Here is an 18467-nt window from a genome sequence, read left to right as displayed (position 1 = left end):
TACTAGTTACAATGTCTCAAAATAACCAAGCCATTCAAGAAAAGAAAACCGGTAAAGAATTATACGACTATCAGCAAGGTGCTATTCGTCAGATCTTTGATAAATTCGATAATGCCCCTGAGGATTATCATTTGCTATATCAATTACCAACAGGCGGAGGAAAAACGGTTATTTTTTCGGAAATGGTACGTCAGTACCTTAAAAACCACGATAAGAAAGTCTTGGTTATGACACACCGTATTGAGCTTTGCAGACAAACTTCGGAAATGCTCACCAGTTTTGGGGTGACCAATAAAGTGGTGGATAGTAAGGCCAATCTTGATGATCAGGCAAATTATTCGTGCTTTGTAGCCATGGTCGAAACCCTTAACAACCGTTTGAATGACGATAAGCTGGATATCTCGGATGTCGGTTTGGTCATTATTGATGAGGCGCATTATAACTCGTTTACTAAACTTTTTAAGTTTTTCGAAAAGTCCTTTATCCTTGGTGTTACAGCCACACCTTTGAGTTCTAATAAAGAGCTTCCCATGAAAGATAACTATAACGAGCTCATCGCCGGTGAGACCATAGAAAACCTCATTGAAAACGAATTTTTGGCCCGCTGCGAAACCTATGCCTACGATATGGGACTCACCTCTTTAGAAGTGGGCTCTAATGGTGATTATACAGTTAAATCCTCAGAGGATTTGTATACCAGTCCAGCGATGCTACAAAAAACCATAGACGCTTATAAGAAACATGCGCTAGGGAAGAAGACCTTGATTTTTAATAATGGGATCAATACATCAATCAGTATCTATTATGCCTTTAGGCAAGCTGGTTTACCTATAATGCATTTGGATAATACGGCCACCAAAAAGCAGCGCCGACAAATTCTGGACTGGTTTCACGAAACTCCCAATGCCATATTAACCTCGGTAAGTATTTTAACGACTGGCTTTGATGAGCCTACGATTGACACTATTCTTCTAAATAGAGCTACAAAGTCCTTGACCTTATATTACCAAATGATAGGACGCGGCTCTCGTATTCTAAACAATAAGTCGAAGTTTACGGTTATCGATCTTGGGAACAACCTCTACAGGTTTGGACCTTGGGGTGCTGATTTGGACTGGCAATTGATTTTTAAATCCCCGAATTGGTTTACGGATCGCATTAAGAGCGATGAGTCTATAGAGGCCAACTTTAAGCATGAACTTCCCGATGAGATAAAAGAAGAGTTCTCAAAGTCCGAGGATACCTATTTCGATATTAGACAAACCTATAAAGATGCTGTAGATGCTGGCGAATCCTCAAAAGTTGTGCTAGAGCGATCGATAGCACAACATGCTAAGATTTGTATTGAAAATAGTGAAGATGTCTATGACGCTTTAGCCTTGGCCAAGCTACTTAAAGACGATATTAATCAGCGTATCGAAATCTACGCCAAATGTATCAGTAAAAGTACGGGTAACTTTTTAAAATGGCTAAAAGACGACTATCAGAAAAAATTGAATTCTTATTTAAGAACAAACTTTGACGAAAAGTTTGAAGAAATTCATGGTTATCCGCCAGAGGAGTAGGCACTATAAGATCCTGTAGTTTTAATCTTAGTAATTTCTATTATATAGTTGCAGTTTAGTGTTGATTTGTCATTCCAAATGAGGTACGAAGAGGAATCTCATTATTTTTGAATTTATGATGTGATTTCTCTCTTTAGCCTGTCTTGAGCGACAGTCGAAAGATTCAAAATGACTATCAATATGAAAAGTTTGGAGAAATTCATGGTTATCCTCGTGAAGACTAAGCGCTATAAGATCCAATAGTTTTGATCTTGGTAATCTCTATTATATAGTTAGGAGCTAAAGTTGATTTGTCATGCCGAATGAGGTACGAAGAGGAATCTTATCACATCTAGAGTATTGAGATTTAGCTACGCTGAACCTTTGGTTTAGCTGCGCTGAATCTAAAGATTTCTCTCTTTAGCCTGTCTTGAGCCCTTCGACTTGGCTCAGGGTAAGTTAGAGTCGAAATATTCGAAATGACTATCAATATGAAAAGTTTGAAGAAATTCATGGTTATTCACAAGAGGAATGTTATTTAATGCTTAATAACTCTATTTTCTAAGCTCATTAGTGTTCCTTTTTATTAGGCTTAAAATTTTGATATTCAACATCTTGAAAGTTTTCTAGAAATTTCGTTAGGATAAAAAATTTAAAATAACTACTAATTTTTTAGTATTACTACTAATTTTTTAGTAGTTTTGAATTCTATAAACAGAAATCCATGGAAAAACTAACAAAACGAGAAGACCAAATCATGCAAATCGTATGGGATTTAAAAAAGGCCTTTATCCGAGAAATTATAGAACGCTTACCAGAACCAAAACCTCATTATAATTCTGTGGCTACCATTGTAAAAATATTAGTCAAAAAAGGTGTACTTAAGTCTGAAAAAATAGGTAACACCCATCAGTACAGTCCTGTGGCAGAATTTGAGGATTACCGCGATAGTAACCTTAGCCATATCAAACAAAAGTTTTTTGGTAACTCTTTCCCAAAAATGATGGCCTACTTTGCTAAAGAAGAGCACTTATCCGAAAAAGAAATCGAAGAATTAATCAAAGTCATTAGATCAAATAAAGGGAAGACCTCATGATACTACTTTTATTAAAAACGTCTATTGTTATAGCCGTAGTCATTGCGTTTTACAAATTGGTCATTGAAAAGGAGAGCTTCTATGCTACTAATAGGCTTTATCTTATAATTGGGCTTGCCTTGACATTCGCTTTACCATTTATAGTGTTGCCAAAACTCATACAAAATCAAGGTATTCTTACCAATATCATAGCGCCAAATGACACAGCCACTAGCATGGTAAATAGTCAACCCATCCAAACACCTTCAGATACACAAACACTAAACTTGGAAGACTCCGAAACGGTAATTGATACTTCAGAAGAACAAACGGTTAGTGGTACAGGTTCCGTGATGTCTAAGGAACGTAGCATCAGCGATTGGTTGCTCATTATTTATGGTTTTGGAGTAATTGTGCTGTCCATAAATTTAATTGCACAGATTTTGAACCTTATTTTCAAAATATACCGCAGTCAGGACCGTATTAAGGATACCGATGCCATAATCATTAATTCCACACATATAAAAGAACCCTGCTCGTTCTTCAACTATATATTTATCAATCCCGAGCAATATGAGTTCGATATTTATGAACAAATCATAGCACATGAAAAAATCCATGTCAAAAAATGGCACAGTATCGACCTTTTGCTCTCTGAGATAGCCGTGATCTTATTATGGTTTAATCCTTTTGCCTGGCTATTTAGACGAGAGGTAGAAAAAAATATCGAATATCAAACGGATAGTCTGTTAATAGGGACTCATCACACCGAAAAAGATGACTATCAAATGAATTTGCTCAAAATAGCAACCTACGGTAAGCCATTGGCCATTACCACGAATTACAATCAGTCATTAATCAAACAACGCATATTAAAAATGAACACTAAAAAATCAAACCCGCACAGTTACTGGAAGTACGCATTTACAATGCCTCTATTTTTCGTTTTACTATTAGCTTTAAACAAGCCTTATGTCTCTTATGCCGCAGAACCGTCCAATTTTGATGGGCCGGAACTCGATGATCTTGTAACCGAACCCAACTATTTTTCAGATTGCGAGGCCTTTAAAAAGGCTTTGGAAGAAAAGGATATCGACAAGCTTAAGGACATGCTAATTCATCTCGATCCTGCATGCGTCGCCTATATAGAAAATACAGGGAAAAATACGCTATCTTCTGTGAAGCGTCAGCTAGAAGCTGGTGCAGAATTAGAAGTGGACACGAGAGGTAATTTGGTACTGACCGATGAAAATGGTGAGACCAGCGAAAACATCGACCATATTCAAAGTGTGCTTAGCGCAGATGCCAATCCAGAATGTAAGGTGCTATTAGAAGCCATAAGAGCTAATGATATTGCTAAAGTCAAAGCACTCGTAGCCACGGCCGATGTGAATTGTATTGACCCCAATCCGGGCTACGATACTTCGGCAAACGATGGAAATTACTGGCGCTATCAAAAAGCTAAATCGCCACTATTCGCCGTGGCTAGAACAGGGAATCTTGAGATTGCCAAAGTATTGGTGGCCAATGGTGCTGACGTTAAATTAGTAGTACAAGGTGATGGTACACCTTTAATCGAAGCTGCTTCCTACGGTCGTTTAGAACTTGTTAAGTTTTTTGTTTCTAAGGGGGCAGATGTTAGCCGTAGTTTTCCAAACCAAGGCAATGCCCTAATTGCAGCATCTAGAGATGGTCATCTTAATGTTATGAAATATTTGGTTGCGCAAGGAGTGGATATCAATCACTATTCCCCAAATCAGGGCAATGCTCTTATAGCCGCGGCTAATTCTAGTAATGTAAAGGCTGTTAAATTTTTGGTAGAGCAAGGTATGGATATCAACTTTATTTCACCGAATCAAGGGAATGCGCTCATTGCTGCTTCAAACAATGGAAGGCTAGAAAATGTAAAGTATCTTTTGACCAAAGGTGCGGAGATCAATAAAATATCACCAAACCAAGGGACGCCATTAATTGCGGCTTCAAATAATGGGCATCGCGAAACGGTGGTCTATTTAATAGCTAAGGGAGCCGAAATCGACAAAATAGCCCCTAATCAAGGAACACCGCTCATTGCAGCTTCAAACAATGGTCATTTGGAGACCATCAAGCTTTTAATTGAAAAGGGAGCGGATATTAACAAATACAGCCCTAATCAAGGCACTGCCATTAACGCGGCCTCAAGAAACGGATATGAAGCAGCTTTAAAATACCTTATAAATCAAGGTGCCGATCTCAATAAAGGAACAGATAGTCATGGTCCGCCTTTAGTATCTGCCGCACAAAATGGCAATAATGACATTATAAAGCAGTTGTTATCTCAAGGTGCGGATATCAATGCGCAAACCAATGGACAAGGATCTGCTCTAAATGCCGCAGCGCGAAATGGGCTTATTGATACGGTAAAACTACTCTTAAATAAAGGCGCGGATGTCAACTTGCAAAATGACGGTCAAGGCTCTGCTTTAAATGCTGCTGCTAGAAATGGTCACAATGATGTCATTCTATATCTACTAAACCAAGGGGCGGATATCAACCTTCAAAATGATGGTCAGGGTTCAGCACTAAATGCCGCTGCAAGGAATGGTTTGATGGAAACCGTAAAACTGCTTGTAGAAAAAGGGGCAGATGTTAATCTTTATAGTGATGGTCAAGGTTCTGCATTATCTGCTGCTTCTCAAAACGGCCACCAGGATATTGTAGATTATTTAAAATCCAAAGGGGCAAAGCCTACGGACTCCAACAATTAATCTTTAATTCATTTCATCAATCAATTACCTTCAATAATGCTGTCTTCAACCATTTTTGGGACAGCATTATTTTAAACGACATCTTATGAAACATATTTTATTGGCTACACTCATAGGCCTTATGGTCTTGAGCTGTGATCCAAGCGGCTATGATTTGGCCCTTGCTAACGTGCACATATTCGATACTAAGACCAAGAGCGTCCTTAGAAACAAGACTGTTTTAATTAATGCAGATACTATTGCTGCCATCATAGATGTCGAGCAAACCTTCAGGGCTTCTAGAACTATCGAAGGTAACGAGCGACTATTAACACCGAGCTTTATAGATACCCATGTGCATCTGATAGGTAATTATGGCACCAGTTCTGGCACACCGGAAGACTATGCGGCTGATAACGGTCTTAAAATGCTTCGGGATATGACGAGGTATCACTATTTGAATCACGGTGTCACCACAGTCATCGAAATGGGACAACCCGAGGAATGGATCGATGTGACTTTAGGCTGGCAAAACAATCCAAAACCCGATTACCCCAATGTTTATATCTGCGGTGGGTCCATAGTTTCGGATGATGATCGACGTCAACCCGCACATCATATCGAAGTGAAGAACCCAGAAGATGGTCGGCAGAAAGTGCGTGATTATGCGAAGCGTGGTCTAAAATACATGAAATTTTATAGCAAGCTCCGTAAACCTGATTATAAAGCCATGGCAGAAGAGGCGAAGCTTCAGGGTATCATTGTGAATACACACGTGGATAATAATGTGATGACTATTGGTGAGGCCATGGACTTAGGCGTGAAGAATTTTGAACACATATTCACCTTGACGCCTAGCATCTTGAATTACGACATACATTGGAAACAGATGAATGCAGATTATGGTATTAGAATGAGCGGAAGTATCGATGAATTTGCGGCACAAATGGTCTTCTTTTTCGGCTATATAAAGGCCCATCCCGAATTGGAAGCTAAGCTTATGACTTTGTTTGATCGCATGGCTAGGGAAGGAGCCACCCTAAGCACCGCTTTGAATGTGGTGGCGGCATCGGCGGGCCAATCCGATTTTTTTAGCTCTTTTGAATATTATCCCATTCGCACGATGCCTATGGTACGCTATAATGAAACACAGCTTAAAATACGCGATGAGGCCTATAACACCATGATGGAATATCTTAAAATAGCCTATGATAAAGGTGTAAAACTGAGAATAGGAACGGATTGCCGAAATGGAGGCCGTGCTTTTTTATCAGAACTTCAATTATTGGTCAATAGTGGTCAGTTTAGTATGGCCGAAGCCTTGGAAATAGCAACGATCAATGGGTATGAGGCTATGCAACTCGATGAGGACTATGGTACTATCGAAGTAGGGAAGAAGGCTGATTTGTTGCTTTTTGATGCCAATCCATTTGAAGATGCCTCCAATGTACTGGCTTCAAAAACGGTGATTAAAGATGGGGTTGTTCTCGACCGTAAAAAATCCATAGCCTTCTTACTTCAAGATATCATCGCAGAAGACGGTATGGATGCGGGCCGTCAATTTTTTAATGCTGCTAAGACTAATAAAACTGAGTTTAAGCCTTTAGATATTGCAGGGCTTAGGCATGTCATTAAGCAATTGGCCCGTGGTGATAAGATACAGGAAGCTATGGAGGTTTATCAATGGTTTAAGACTGCCTTTCCGGATAAAACTGTGGACTACGACAGTGTAGATCTAACCAATATGGCTTATGGTCTAGTGCGACGAGGCGATATCCCATTGCTAAAGGGTTTTATGAATTTTTGGAACACTAATTATCCTAAAGAAGCACAATATGTGGGGCTAAATGTGTTTTTGACCATGGAAGATCAAGGGATAATGGCTGCAGAATTGCAATTTAAGGCTATAAAAGACCGTGATGATTTTATTCTAGATGAAGGTGAAATGAATGGGCTTGGTTATTTGTACCTCAGTAGTTTAGGTGAGGTAGAAAAAGCCCTGGCGATTTTTAAAATGAATGTGGAAGCCTTCCCGGAATCGTCCAATGTTTATGACAGTTTGGGAGAGGCCTATTTAGAGGCAGGTGACAAAGTTTTGGCCAAGAAAAACTATGAAAAATCCTTGGAACTGGATCCTGATAACCGTAACGCTAAAGGCGTTCTGGAAAACTTATAGTATGCATCTACATCGCAATGTTATGCCGATCGACTTGTTATAGATCGCTTAATGTGGAGCAAATGGTGCGCAATGGAGGACAGTTCGAAATTCAAATACTTCTCGTCTTTCTTGCTAAAATCCTCAATATGATGCTTGTAGATGGACTCTATGCCATTTTTAACAGAGATAAAAAAGCTATCGTCCGTCGCATCTAGCGTAACCGTACTTTTGTAATGACTTTCTTTTAGTAACCAGTAGGATAGACTATTAATCTGGTTGAATAAAGCTAAATTCTTATCCATAATACACAGGTTTAAAATGATAGATTGAGGGAATATCGTTGTATAAAATTACGCAAGCTCTGACTTCGAAACTGAATTTAATTGATAAATGGTGGCCTTAGTCCGACGAACTGAACAATTTCAATCGCGATATCGATGAACAACACAAAGTGTCATTACCATCGTATTTTACATTTCATATCCTAATTATAACGGTTCGGTAACTTTGAATAGCTGGCCTCCCGAAGTTTTATGATCTTTAGACTATAAAATTCGTGTATCATGATTAAAATAATACAATACGTCCTTTGTTACCTCCTTGTTTTAAAGGGCTTTGGCCAGAATCAATTACCTGCAAGTGATTGGCAAAACGATGTGAAATTTTTACAAGAGACGATTCATCGCGACTATGCCTTTTTATTTAAAAAAGTCACACAGAAAGACTTTGATGCTGCTGTGGACACTTTTTATAAGACCATTCCAGAGCTACAAGAACACCAGATAAGAGTCGGACTATCCCGTTTAGTTTCCATGTTTCAATATGGACACACCCAAATTCCTTATAGTTATGTTTCCAAAGCTGGAATATTTCCTATCAATCTCTACCAATTTAATGATGGTTTATACATAGAAGGCGTTCATAAAGCTCATGAAGCCGTATTGGGAGCCAAGGTAGTGAGCATAGGGGAGACCCCTATCGCTAAAGCCTTAGAACTCATTCGTCCTGTAGTACCTGTGGAAAACGATCAGTACTTTAAGGCTTATGGTTTACGCTTTTTATTATCGCCAGAGGTATTGCATGCCCAAGGTGTGATTCCGAAACTGAGCGAGACGGTGATATGGACGCTCGAAAAAGAGGGACAGCGTTTTAGCTACGATTTCCCGACCATTTCAAGGGACGCTAAACCAAAGGTTTTCAATTTTACCTTACCCACAGAAAACTGGTTAACGGCAAGAGAAATCTCTGAAACACCATTATATCTTAAGCACTTGGATTCTAAGTACTATTATTTTGAGTATTTGGAAAACGAAAAGGTACTTTATGTAAGACAGAGTTCTGTCTTTAATCATGAGTCCGAAACACTTGAGGATTTTTACAAACGCTTATTTGATTTTATTGATAACAATACCGTCGATAAGTTAATCTACGATGTACGCCTCAATGGTGGCGGGAATAATTTCAATAATTTGAATTTGATCAAGGGACTTATGGCAAGACCACATATCAATACCAAGGGGGAGTTTTTCTTTATTATTGGACGCGACACCTTTTCAGCTTGCCAAAATTTAACGAATGAGATTACCACTTATACCGAAGCTATTTTAGTGGGTGAGCCTACTGCTGAAAACCTGAATTTTTATGGGGACAGCAGACCCGTACAATTGCCCAAAAGTGGTATTAAAGTCTATCTATCCCACGTCTGGTGGCAAGACAAACCACAGTGGGAAAACAAAGATGCGACGGTGCCACATATTGCCGTAGAAATGAGCTATAAGGAGTATATCAGCAATGCCGATCCTGTATTGGAAGCTGCCATGGCTTATAAGGATGATGGTTTTATTTTGGATCCAATGCAACATTTAACCCAATTGTTTATGGTGGGTGACTTTGCAACTCTTAAAATCGATGCCACTAAAATTGCCAAAGACCCGAGGTACAGGTATTATGACTTTAAGGAAGAGGTCAGTAAGGCCGGCAATCGTGTGTTAAACCAGGGCAATAGGGAAGGGGCACTGTTTATTTTTGAACTCATGGCCGAGCTCTATCCCGAGTCCGTAGGCACCTGGTTTAGTCTAGGGAACCTACAAATGGAGCTGAAGCAAAATGAAAAGGCTATGACGTCGTTTCAGAAGATCATAGACTTAGAACCCAAAAGTATGCTGGCCCGAACTGCCAGAAATAGGATTGCAACACTAAAGAAGCAATAAGTTAAAGGGCATAGCGCTCCAAAAGTTCCAAATTGGTATAGTCCAAGGCTTTAATATTTGTGGCTTTGAGGTCTATTTTTGGTGCGACTCCCGCTTTTTCGGCTTCCAGCCACCTAGAAATACACAAACACCATTTGTCGCCAGGGCGGAGGCCTGGAAATTGCCATTGTGGTATGGCGGTGGTTAAGTCATTGCCGTGCGATTTGGTATAGGCTAAAAAATCTGCCGTGACCTCTGCGCAAACCACATGGGTTCCGGTATCCTGAGGCATGGTACGACAGAAGCCATCCCTAAAATAACCGGTCATGGGATCGGTACAACACGGGATTAAAGGGTCACCATAGACATTGCGCGCATTCACTTTAAAAGGACTTTAAGATACTAGCACTGCAAAAATACGTATTTTTGTAGCGTATTTAGTTATGAAAAAGAAAGCCCACAATACCGAGAAGAAGCCCGATTTAGTGGTGTTTGATGAAGACCAACAGCGCTATGATGCCGCGTTTAGGCCTTATGCCACCAATGTAGGGGCGCCACAGATTAAATTACCTAATAATGGCAGCTGGAAAAGCTCTCAAATTTATAAAGCCAATAAGCACTTAAGAGCCAAATACGAGGCCATTAAAGCGGAGTATGAGGAATTGCTAAAGGTTTTAGAATACAACGAACTGGTGACTAATGCCAAATTTAGTTTTGAGCCTTTGATTGGTGAAATCTATCATTTGTATAATAATGCTAAAGAAGAACCTTTTTTATCGATTATCGATCCCGACAGTTGTGATTTTAGCTATTTAGGTAGTTTTCGATTGACCACTGATTATTTATGGGAACAGGTAGCCGATAGGATAGGAGTAGAGTTGCCAAAATAGAAAAAAGTCCTAGCGCATAAATGATACGCCAAGACTTTCCAACTAACTAATTGCATATGTCTTATTTAATTATCCGTACTACAGCCTTCTGAAAACACTTCGAAAGTGCCTGTAACATTAAGGACATCGCCGCCTTGACCATCTAGGGTAAAGTTGATATTGAGATTGCCACGCCAAACGGCACAGGTATTGCCATCAAACTCGAAGGCTTCGACTACGAAAGTGCCATTTTCGGAACGATAGGCATCATTACCGATAAAAAAGGAGGCGGTATTAGCTTCAAAACCCGAAGGGTGATTAGGGTTATCGGGATAGGCTTCGATAGGATTTGAAATTTCTTCGGAGGATGACGGTACAAGGACGACGCCAAGGGCATTGCCAAAATCATCGCTGGCAGCAAATAGGGATCCAGGGCCTACAAAGTTGATGGTATCATTAAATAATTCTACACGCTGTTCAGTAAAACCAGCACCATTAAGGACTAGCGAATATTCGCCTATATCCGTAGGCATTTGCTGTTGCTGTGGATTGCTATCGTCATCGTTTGAAGAACAGGCCATGATGAAGCAAATAGCGAGAAGGATAAGGACTAATTTTTTCATATGTTGAAGTATTGTGATTTTTGAAAACATCGTAGTGTGTTTAAAATGTCATCATAGAAAATGGTAATGGACTGTTAATATTCTAGCATATATCATCTTAAATTCCTATATTTAAAACAGTTATGAGAATAAAAACCAGCATATCGACATTAGTAGTAGTATTGTTGTTAAGTGGCTTAGTACTGAATACAAGCTGTAAATCTGCGGATAGCATGACTACAGCCGAGGAATCGGCAGCATTGGCAGCATTAGAAACGCAGTTGAATGCTAAAGCCTTTCGAGTTGATATCAACACTATATTTCCTTTTAATACGGCGGCGACCAATCAGGTATTGAATGATCTTTTAATTCAGAGAACCGGTAATAGTGCCAATCGTATTGATGTGAGTGCTGATGGTCATTTTATCGAAGTCAGTAATGCGAGTACTAAAGGCAGTTTACCATTTTTTGGTGAGCAGCGTTTAGTGGCTGGACATTATAATGGCGATAATCAAGGTATAGAGTTCGATGGTGAACCGGAAGACTACAGTATGACCAAGCACGAAAAGAAAAATGCTTTGGAGATTAAGTATCATATTAAGGACAAATACGAAACCACAGAAAGCTATAATGTACAGCTGACGATCTATCCGAATAAATCTGTAGATGTCTTTATTACATCGACTTTAAAAAATCTGATTCGCTATAAAGGGGAGTTAAAGCCTGTAGAAGCGGCACGTCCTTAGGGTTAGAGTTCTTTCTAATTGCCTATATATACTATTTTACATAATGTAAATTATAGTACAAATGTCTCAGTTTTGATTTTTAGCGGTTTCGCCATTTGTAAGCTATAATGACATTATGTAAAATACCCCAGAATGTTACGTCCTCTGAAAGTTACTTTTGTCTGGGGGTCATTAAACATTCGTCTTTTTGGCTTTTGCTTTCTAAGAAACATTTTGCGAGCCATTTGTCCCATAATTTGCCGTTATGTAAAATATCCGCTCCCAAGCGCTCGATGGCTTTCATAAAATCAAATTGTTCAATAACAATTTATTTTACACGCCATTTGCCAACGCTTGCCAGCGCATAATAAAAGCTTCGTTTTGGATTCCTATTTATAATTCTCGTATACGGAAATATACGTTAAAAAAAATTTTACGAGATTCTCGCAGGCTTGCCACAAGAGTATAAAATTTTCCCTGGCGCAAATCCACGCTTTAAAATTTCTATACACTTGTTCTATGCAGAACTCCTATTGAAGTTTTCTTTTATAAGTACTTCTAATATTATGTAAAATAGAAATTATGAGTTTGGAACTTCTAAAGGTTTGATTATTATCTTTTTTTCTTGATAAAAAAAGAAACAAAAAAATCAAGGCTGCATATAATTTTGGAAACAATTAACGGCTCGTTACGCTATATTTTAGGAAAGCTTAGAACTCGCTAAAACTCATTAGAACAGGCTTTAAGCATTGGAAAACTAAGATTATTTAGAACTCTCGCCCTAAAATATGGCCGCTACACTCACCTATTGTTTTGACCAAAATTATATGAGGCCGTTTTGCCGACGCTCCATCCGGGTAAAGACGCGGGTTCTATTTGACATAATGTTATAGACTAAACTTTTAGTTTGTCAATCATATTGTTTAAAGCATACTTTTCTAGCTCTTCAATGGATTTGCTTGTTATTTTAATTTCCCAATTCGATAAACTGGGTATTAAACTTACTTCGTTATTAACAAAGAAATTATTATCAGATTCTTGTAATTCCTTAGATGGAATTAAATACACAACTCTTGCTTGTTTTTCTATGATTAAAACTAAAGTGATAAACAAGTCATCATTGGGCTCTCCTAAATCTTCCTTTATAATTTTAATGCTTTGTCTTACAGTATCTAAATCTAGTGGTTGTAAGTATATTTGGTAGTCTCTTATTAAAAAATCTACTCCTTCTCTCCCATCGGTTTTGGCAATTAATTCTAATTGATGGCTTTTTAATTCGGATTTTAGGAAATCTAAAGCACTCATTTTTTGGTGGGAACCAATAGCTCTCTTATATCTACATCTAAGATTTTTGCTATCTTTTTCAGATCTTTTAGATGTGGTTGCGATTTGTTGTTGCAAAATGCAGTTACTGAAGTCGTACTTTTTCCCAATTCTTCGGCAAGCCAAACTTGCGATTTGCCTTGAATGACTAATACCTCTTTTATTCTATTTATCCTTTCTACGGCCATATTAATTGATGAATTCCACATTAAATATATAACATATACTTGTTAAAATATAAGTTGAAATTAAATTTTAGTAATCAAAACTTGCATTTTTAAAATTTTAATTATAAGTTTGAATTAACTTTATTTAAGTTAAAATTATATAAATATAATTTATAGTTAAATTTTTATTGTTAATAACTTTATTTCAAATTTTATGCCATATCCTAAATATACTAAAGCTGATTTAGAACAGATTGTTTATACACAGTTAGATAATTTGAACGCTGTACATGATCTTTTAAGAATCATGAAACATCAAAATGAACTTCTTGAAAATGCTAATAAAAAACTGAAAGATGAAATCGAGGATTTTAAGAAGAAGATAAAACTCTATCCAACAAATCACAGACGAAAGAAATCTAATTAAGCTTTCTATTTCCCACTATCACTACTCTCCTATTGTTTTGAGTAAAATTTTATGAGGCCGAAATTACTACATAAACTCTTTGATAATCTTTAAATGAAGATCATTTGTAAATATTCCTTTTTCATAATCTTTGATTATTTTGTCAATATCTTCCAGGGTTTTATTATAGCTTATATCTAAAGTGGTTTTATCAAAAATTTCTTCAATAATTAATTCGATAAAATCGAAAATATGATTTAGTAAAATGATTTTAGTTCTTCTAAATTTAAGGCTTCTTAAAGTAGAATAATAATCTGAAAATTTATCTCTAGAAGAGAATTGCTCTCTATGATGCCATGATAATTTTTTAGTTAATTGTCTTAGAGTTAAGTCCAATTTGTATCTATGTTTCATTGCATCATAACCACTTACTTTGCTTAAATTAGATGGATTTAATATCGATAGCATTGGGTCTTTACCATCAATTTCTACCATTTTCTTAAGGATATTTAAATACTCTTTGCTAGAACAAAGTCTTTTTGGGAATTCAAGTACAAAGCATTTTTCTTTTGGTATAAATACTTTTGTGTTAGATTTAATTTTTGCAGCTACATCATCAGGTATAATTTGAATTATATTGTTTCTTTTGATTTTGTATTCTCCCATTACAACTTTTAACCTAACTAATTTTTCTCTTTCATATACTTTTTCGAAAACACAAAATCCTTTATTGATAAGTTGATTTGAAATTGTTTCTATTAATTCTAGTAATTCATCATTAAAGTTGGATCTCCTTGACCAATAATTATTCCTAAATCGAAATGTTGTTACATTATTTGCTAAAAAGTTGGTAATTTCTTCTTCTAAATTTGTCTCTAAAGAAATAGATAAATATTCATCCTTAATTGAATATTTGGAAATAGATAAATCCTCAATAAACATAAATGTATTATGCCTTAAAAAATTATCATTTCTAGGTACATCATAGTCAAGAGATAACTGTCCTTCTTCAAACTTTCCCATATTTTTTCTCTATTATTCTGTTAATATCAAAAAAAACTGATCTTCGTCCTTCATCAATAGCCATGACACTCTCTCGTGCATCTATGAAAGTAAATAAATATAATTCTAAAAAGATATCTTCATACTCTTTATCTATATATATATCATTACTTACGTATCGTCTAATGATAGTGTCGTTATATTTTTTTACATCTATATCTTTATTTTCAATAAGTTGTCTTAGTTTTTTTTGTCGATTGAAATTATCAGTAAAATTAATACCTGTTCCATGTTTATCATTTTTATAAAAATTATAGGAAGACATAATTAATTCTATATGATTTTTGTTAAGCTCTATTTCATCCCAAGCTTTGATGATTTCTTCCCAAAAAGAAGTTTCGAGTAATTCTGTATATATATATCCGAGCCCTGAAAGCTGTATTAATTCAATATGTACTTGATAGATAATTTCTAAATCATTATAATATTTGTTTTGATATCGAAGGTAAAGACTAAAGAATGATGATAGAGCACTTTCAAGAAAATTTGGAAATATTTTTTTAAATTTATCTAAATCAGCACTCAAATAACATTCATTTATTTCATTAGATATAATTGTAAAAGAGTGGGCAAAAATATCTGGGTTATTTTCATTCCATTTTAATGAACAGATTTTGCTCATACTTGAAGCAATATCATACACAAATAGGTCATTAAATCTATTTAATTTTTTTAAAGCTTTTTCCGTATCAATTTTAGTCCATTTGTGTCTTCCAATATGTTTGTTATTTGAATCAAACCCTACCATAATATGTTCTATGCGAGGAATGCGAAATTTCAGCTTATCAATAAGTTCCAACGAACAGTGACATGCAAAAGAAACAGCTAAATGATTATTGTTTTCTTTACAAGAGTTTATTAGAGGCAAAATAAACTTTTCAATCTGATCAATTGTGTTATTAAAGTGTTTTTCTAATATGAGTAAATACTCAGCGGTTAAGTGTTGGATGATATACCAAATTGGTGTAATCTGTTTGGCTTCAACTATTTTTTCATTTTTTATAAATTTAAAATAGTCCTCAAAAAAAGAATTTAGCTGGTATGGCAGTTTTAATTTATATAAAGAAGATTTATCATCCCACTTTATTTTGGATATCTCTTGATTAAAAACTTCCTTGTTTAAGTGTTCAACACTTTCAAAAAAACTAATGTGAAAATTTCTGACACTAGAAGAAATCATTGTTTCAATCAAAATTAAATTTTCATTTGAGTTCTCATAGGTGTTTTTATCATTATGAATCAATGATTCTTTAGTAATTTTTAAATTTTCAGACAATAATTTATTTGCTAAATCAAACTCCATGGAGTAACCAAAATATTGGAGTGCTCGAACAGATTTATTTAAATACTCGTAACGAACTTTAGGATCATCTAGTGAAGTAACTTTTTTACCTATTTCACTATAAATTCTAAAAATCTGTTCTTCAAACCAAAAGTTATTTAAAACCTGCTTTGGAAAAACGTAAGTTCTAGTTCCAATAGCCAATTCTCTGGTGCTCATATCAGTCTCAAAATAAGATTGATGAGTTCTTTTCTTTTTAAACCAACTGCTAGTAAGTGGAATGTTGTTCTTTTTGGATAAATAATATTCCAAAAGTCCTAAAGTTTGATTGACAGTAGTTAAAAATGATTTTTTATTAATTGGCAACCCTTCTATACTAATAGAATTCAATAATCTTAATATTTCCAAATCTTTTTCAACTTGCCTTCTGAAAAAATCTTGAAAATTTATCTTATTCCAATAAGGGCTTTTTATTGTCACATTGTTAATATTTTCTACTATTTGTTTATTAGCAATATTAGCTAATGTCTCTGGTTCAAAAAGGCTATATACACCTGCTCCTATTTTTAATAAGTTAAATAGACTAATTAATCCTAGAATTGATAGATAAATAAGAATTAAGTTACCAGGATAATAACCGAACGTTGCAAACAACAATACGTATACTGAAAAAGCCGTCAGAAAGGCTAGTCTTCTTAAATAATTCTGTGTAATAGGTTCTAAGAACAACAGATTTCTAATACTAGAATTCACTTTTGCGTAACCAGAGCTGGCTATGGTAGCTAAAATTGGATAAAAAAGTGCTAATAAAACTCCTGCTATACTAGCTAAAAGGGACACGTAACCATTAACTGGGTCTTGACTTTCTGGGTAAATTGGTTTAGGTATTAATTCTACAATTTCAATTAACCAATTTGGTAAATCTTGGTACAGGTTTTTATAAAGAGAACTTGCTATATACTCTATTATGTATAATGAAAAAACAACTATGAAAGCGACAAAAATATTTATCAAAATTTCATAAAGGAAAACTCTTCTAACAGATAATTTTTCTTTTTCAAATAAATACTTTTTTCTTGCTTTAAACTTTAGAATATTAAGCTTTAGTCTTATACTCTTCAAGTACTGCTTAATTTTCCAAAATAATTTATAATCATATATTTTGTGACTTTTCAATTTTACTAATATTTATATTTGTAAATCTATTGATATTTAGACTTTTACTACTTCTCTATTAAAGTTTTTTATTATATATTATTAACACTTTTCCATATTTCCATTCCACACACATTTTGCTCCACTCCTCTACCCTCTTGGCAAAAAGAGTGTTCCATTACCTTTTTAAAGAAACTTGAGGGATAAAATTTTTTTAAAGAAACAGTAGAAAGAACTTTCGCTTTTACCCTAAGCTAAGTTACATAACGCAAGTACATTATAGTACAAATGTCTCAGTTTTGATTTTTAACGGTTTCGCCATTTGTAAGCCCGCCTGAACGAATTCATTCGGGCAGGCTATAATGACATTATGTAAAATATCCCAGGAACATCACGTTACTAAAGAATGATCGTAACTCGGGCATTAAACTAAAAATCGGTGTGCTGCGCACGGCGTTTTTCTCATTTGTCCTATAATTAGACGTTATGTAAAATGTCCGCTATCCAAACGCTCGATTGTTTTTATAAAATCAAATTACTCTTGTAATTTATTTTAAACACAATTTGCCATCGCTTGGCCAGCGCACAAAAAAGCCTGGCTTTTAGATGTTATTAAAATTTTGAGGTATTTGGATATTTGTGCTATATATTTTTTTCTAAGCGATTCTCAGAGACTTGCCATAAGAGCTAAAATTTTGAAAAGGCAAAATTCTTAGCACTTATTATATTCTCAATTCCTATAGAGCCTTTTTAATTAGTACTATCAATATTATGTAAAATAGAATTCATCCTCTAGAAGTTAGATATTCCTCCCATAGCATTTCATCCAAATGGTCTATATGACTCTCTATAAAACCTACACCTTCAGGTGTCAATTTCCCTACTATTTCAAACGGACCCCAAGATTCCAACTTCATCAATTTAGCAGGTACTATATGTGAGTTTTGGTATTGAATTTTATAATCTCTGTTATCTAAATCTTTTTTTTCGAAATAACTTTCATGCATTGATATATTCTCTTCATAATCATTTGAACTCGTTAGCATTACTCCTAAAAAATGTCTCAAATCTTTTCCTGCATAAAAAATTATATAATGTAATCCTGTATCGTAATTACGATTACTTGCTTCTAGAATATCACCTCTTACTACCATTGTTTTAATTTATTTATGTTAGATCTTTTT

The 18467-nt window shown here is 35.5% G+C and carries 15 protein-coding genes; 7 read left to right on the top strand and 8 right to left on the bottom strand.

Features of this window, described 5'->3' with window-relative positions:
- Nucleotides 1–11 precede the first annotated feature (11 nt).
- The 4 genes from ACO052_RS14480 to ACO052_RS14465 all read left to right on the top strand — a co-directional run bounded on the left by ACO052_RS14480 (nucleotide 12) and on the right by ACO052_RS14465 (nucleotide 7521).
- Nucleotides 12–1565, top strand: a complete 1554-nt coding sequence (locus ACO052_RS14480; RefSeq protein ID WP_422104495.1) for a DEAD/DEAH box helicase — start codon at nucleotides 12–14, stop codon at nucleotides 1563–1565.
- 703 nt (nucleotides 1566–2268) lie between these two features.
- The gene (locus ACO052_RS14475; protein ID WP_422104494.1) at nucleotides 2269–2640 is read left to right on the top strand and encodes a BlaI/MecI/CopY family transcriptional regulator; all 372 of its coding nucleotides are present in this window, start codon (nucleotides 2269–2271) and stop codon (nucleotides 2638–2640) included.
- Nucleotides 2637–5366: an ankyrin repeat domain-containing protein gene (locus ACO052_RS14470; RefSeq protein ID WP_422104493.1), complete on the top strand. Its 2730-nt coding sequence runs from the start codon at nucleotides 2637–2639 to the stop codon at nucleotides 5364–5366. The genes ACO052_RS14475 and ACO052_RS14470 overlap by 4 nt, the downstream gene beginning before the upstream one ends.
- 85 nt (nucleotides 5367–5451) lie before the next feature.
- A complete protein-coding gene (locus ACO052_RS14465; protein WP_422104492.1) occupies nucleotides 5452–7521 on the top strand; it encodes an amidohydrolase family protein in 2070 nt (689 codons plus the stop codon).
- A 20-nt stretch (nucleotides 7522–7541) separates the two neighbouring features.
- Here the strand turns inward: ACO052_RS14465 and ACO052_RS14460 are convergent, their stop codons facing one another.
- Nucleotides 7542–7805, bottom strand: a complete 264-nt coding sequence (locus ACO052_RS14460) for a hypothetical protein (RefSeq protein ID WP_422104491.1) — start codon at nucleotides 7803–7805, stop codon at nucleotides 7542–7544.
- A gap of 261 nt (nucleotides 7806–8066) precedes the next feature.
- On the opposite strand from ACO052_RS14460, the gene ACO052_RS14455 reads away from it, so the two are divergent.
- Entirely contained in the window at nucleotides 8067–9713 is a 1647-nt protein-coding gene (locus ACO052_RS14455) for a hypothetical protein (RefSeq protein ID WP_422104490.1), read from the top strand.
- A 1-nt stretch (nucleotide 9714) separates the two neighbouring features.
- Here the strand turns inward: ACO052_RS14455 and ACO052_RS14450 are convergent, their stop codons facing one another.
- The gene (locus ACO052_RS14450) at nucleotides 9715–10020 is read right to left on the bottom strand and encodes a DUF2237 family protein (protein WP_422108069.1); all 306 of its coding nucleotides are present in this window, start codon (nucleotides 10018–10020) and stop codon (nucleotides 9715–9717) included.
- 115 nt (nucleotides 10021–10135) lie between these two features.
- Here ACO052_RS14450 and ACO052_RS14445 point away from each other — a divergent pair, with 115 nt between their 5' ends.
- Nucleotides 10136–10582, top strand: a complete 447-nt coding sequence (locus tag ACO052_RS14445; protein ID WP_422104489.1) for a DUF2452 domain-containing protein — start codon at nucleotides 10136–10138, stop codon at nucleotides 10580–10582.
- Between the two features lie 65 nt (nucleotides 10583–10647).
- Here ACO052_RS14445 and ACO052_RS14440 read toward each other — a convergent pair whose 3' ends face one another.
- A complete protein-coding gene (locus ACO052_RS14440; protein ID WP_422104488.1) occupies nucleotides 10648–11184 on the bottom strand; it encodes a hypothetical protein in 537 nt (178 codons plus the stop codon).
- A gap of 122 nt (nucleotides 11185–11306) precedes the next feature.
- On the opposite strand from ACO052_RS14440, the gene ACO052_RS14435 reads away from it, so the two are divergent.
- On the top strand, nucleotides 11307–11909 hold the full coding sequence (locus tag ACO052_RS14435; RefSeq protein WP_422104487.1) for a DUF4251 domain-containing protein: 603 nt from the start codon (nucleotides 11307–11309) through the stop codon (nucleotides 11907–11909).
- A gap of 873 nt (nucleotides 11910–12782) precedes the next feature.
- Here the strand turns inward: ACO052_RS14435 and ACO052_RS14430 are convergent.
- From ACO052_RS14430 to ACO052_RS14410, 5 genes are all read right to left on the bottom strand, one after another.
- Complete coding sequence (locus tag ACO052_RS14430; RefSeq protein WP_422108098.1) at nucleotides 12783–13289, bottom strand: hypothetical protein; 507 nt, start codon at nucleotides 13287–13289, stop codon at nucleotides 12783–12785.
- A complete protein-coding gene (locus ACO052_RS14425) occupies nucleotides 13190–13399 on the bottom strand; it encodes a helix-turn-helix transcriptional regulator (RefSeq protein ID WP_422108068.1) in 210 nt (69 codons plus the stop codon). Before ACO052_RS14425 ends, ACO052_RS14430 begins: the two co-directional genes overlap by 100 nt.
- A gap of 472 nt (nucleotides 13400–13871) precedes the next feature.
- On the bottom strand, nucleotides 13872–14807 hold the full coding sequence (locus tag ACO052_RS14420; RefSeq protein WP_422104486.1) for a hypothetical protein: 936 nt from the start codon (nucleotides 14805–14807) through the stop codon (nucleotides 13872–13874).
- Nucleotides 14794–17250 carry a hypothetical protein gene (locus tag ACO052_RS14415; protein WP_422104485.1) on the bottom strand — a complete coding sequence of 819 codons (2457 nt, stop codon included), beginning with the start codon at nucleotides 17248–17250 and terminating at the stop codon, nucleotides 14794–14796. The genes ACO052_RS14420 and ACO052_RS14415 overlap by 14 nt, the downstream gene beginning before the upstream one ends.
- Before the next feature lie 818 nt (nucleotides 17251–18068).
- Nucleotides 18069–18437 (bottom strand): hypothetical protein, encoded by a 369-nt coding sequence (locus ACO052_RS14410; protein WP_422104484.1) that lies wholly within the window; start codon nucleotides 18435–18437, stop codon nucleotides 18069–18071.
- Nucleotides 18438–18467: the final 30 nt, after the last annotated feature.

Source organism: Winogradskyella sp. (genome assembly GCF_965228925.1).
Taxonomy (GTDB): Bacteria; Bacteroidota; Bacteroidia; order Flavobacteriales; family Flavobacteriaceae; genus Winogradskyella.
This window is presented reverse-complemented; position numbering and strand designations above follow the sequence as displayed.

Excerpts from the sequence above, each read along its gene's own strand:
- ACO052_RS14480 (WP_422104495.1), top strand. The coding sequence starts at position 12 with ATGTCTCAAAATAACCAAGCCATTCAAGAAAAGAAAACCGGTAAAGAA.
- ACO052_RS14475 (WP_422104494.1), top strand. The coding sequence starts at position 2,269 with ATGGAAAAACTAACAAAACGAGAAGACCAAATCATGCAAATCGTATGG.
- ACO052_RS14470 (WP_422104493.1), top strand. The coding sequence starts at position 2,637 with ATGATACTACTTTTATTAAAAACGTCTATTGTTATAGCCGTAGTCATT.
- ACO052_RS14465 (WP_422104492.1), top strand. The coding sequence starts at position 5,452 with ATGAAACATATTTTATTGGCTACACTCATAGGCCTTATGGTCTTGAGC.
- ACO052_RS14460 (WP_422104491.1), bottom strand. The coding sequence starts at position 7,805 with ATGGATAAGAATTTAGCTTTATTCAACCAGATTAATAGTCTATCCTAC.
- ACO052_RS14455 (WP_422104490.1), top strand. The coding sequence starts at position 8,067 with ATGATTAAAATAATACAATACGTCCTTTGTTACCTCCTTGTTTTAAAG.
- ACO052_RS14450 (WP_422108069.1), bottom strand. The coding sequence starts at position 10,020 with ATGACCGGTTATTTTAGGGATGGCTTCTGTCGTACCATGCCTCAGGAT.
- ACO052_RS14445 (WP_422104489.1), top strand. The coding sequence starts at position 10,136 with ATGAAAAAGAAAGCCCACAATACCGAGAAGAAGCCCGATTTAGTGGTG.
- ACO052_RS14440 (WP_422104488.1), bottom strand. The coding sequence starts at position 11,184 with ATGAAAAAATTAGTCCTTATCCTTCTCGCTATTTGCTTCATCATGGCC.
- ACO052_RS14435 (WP_422104487.1), top strand. The coding sequence starts at position 11,307 with ATGAGAATAAAAACCAGCATATCGACATTAGTAGTAGTATTGTTGTTA.
- ACO052_RS14425 (WP_422108068.1), bottom strand. The coding sequence starts at position 13,399 with ATGGCCGTAGAAAGGATAAATAGAATAAAAGAGGTATTAGTCATTCAA.
- ACO052_RS14420 (WP_422104486.1), bottom strand. The coding sequence starts at position 14,807 with ATGGGAAAGTTTGAAGAAGGACAGTTATCTCTTGACTATGATGTACCT.
- ACO052_RS14410 (WP_422104484.1), bottom strand. The coding sequence starts at position 18,437 with ATGGTAGTAAGAGGTGATATTCTAGAAGCAAGTAATCGTAATTACGAT.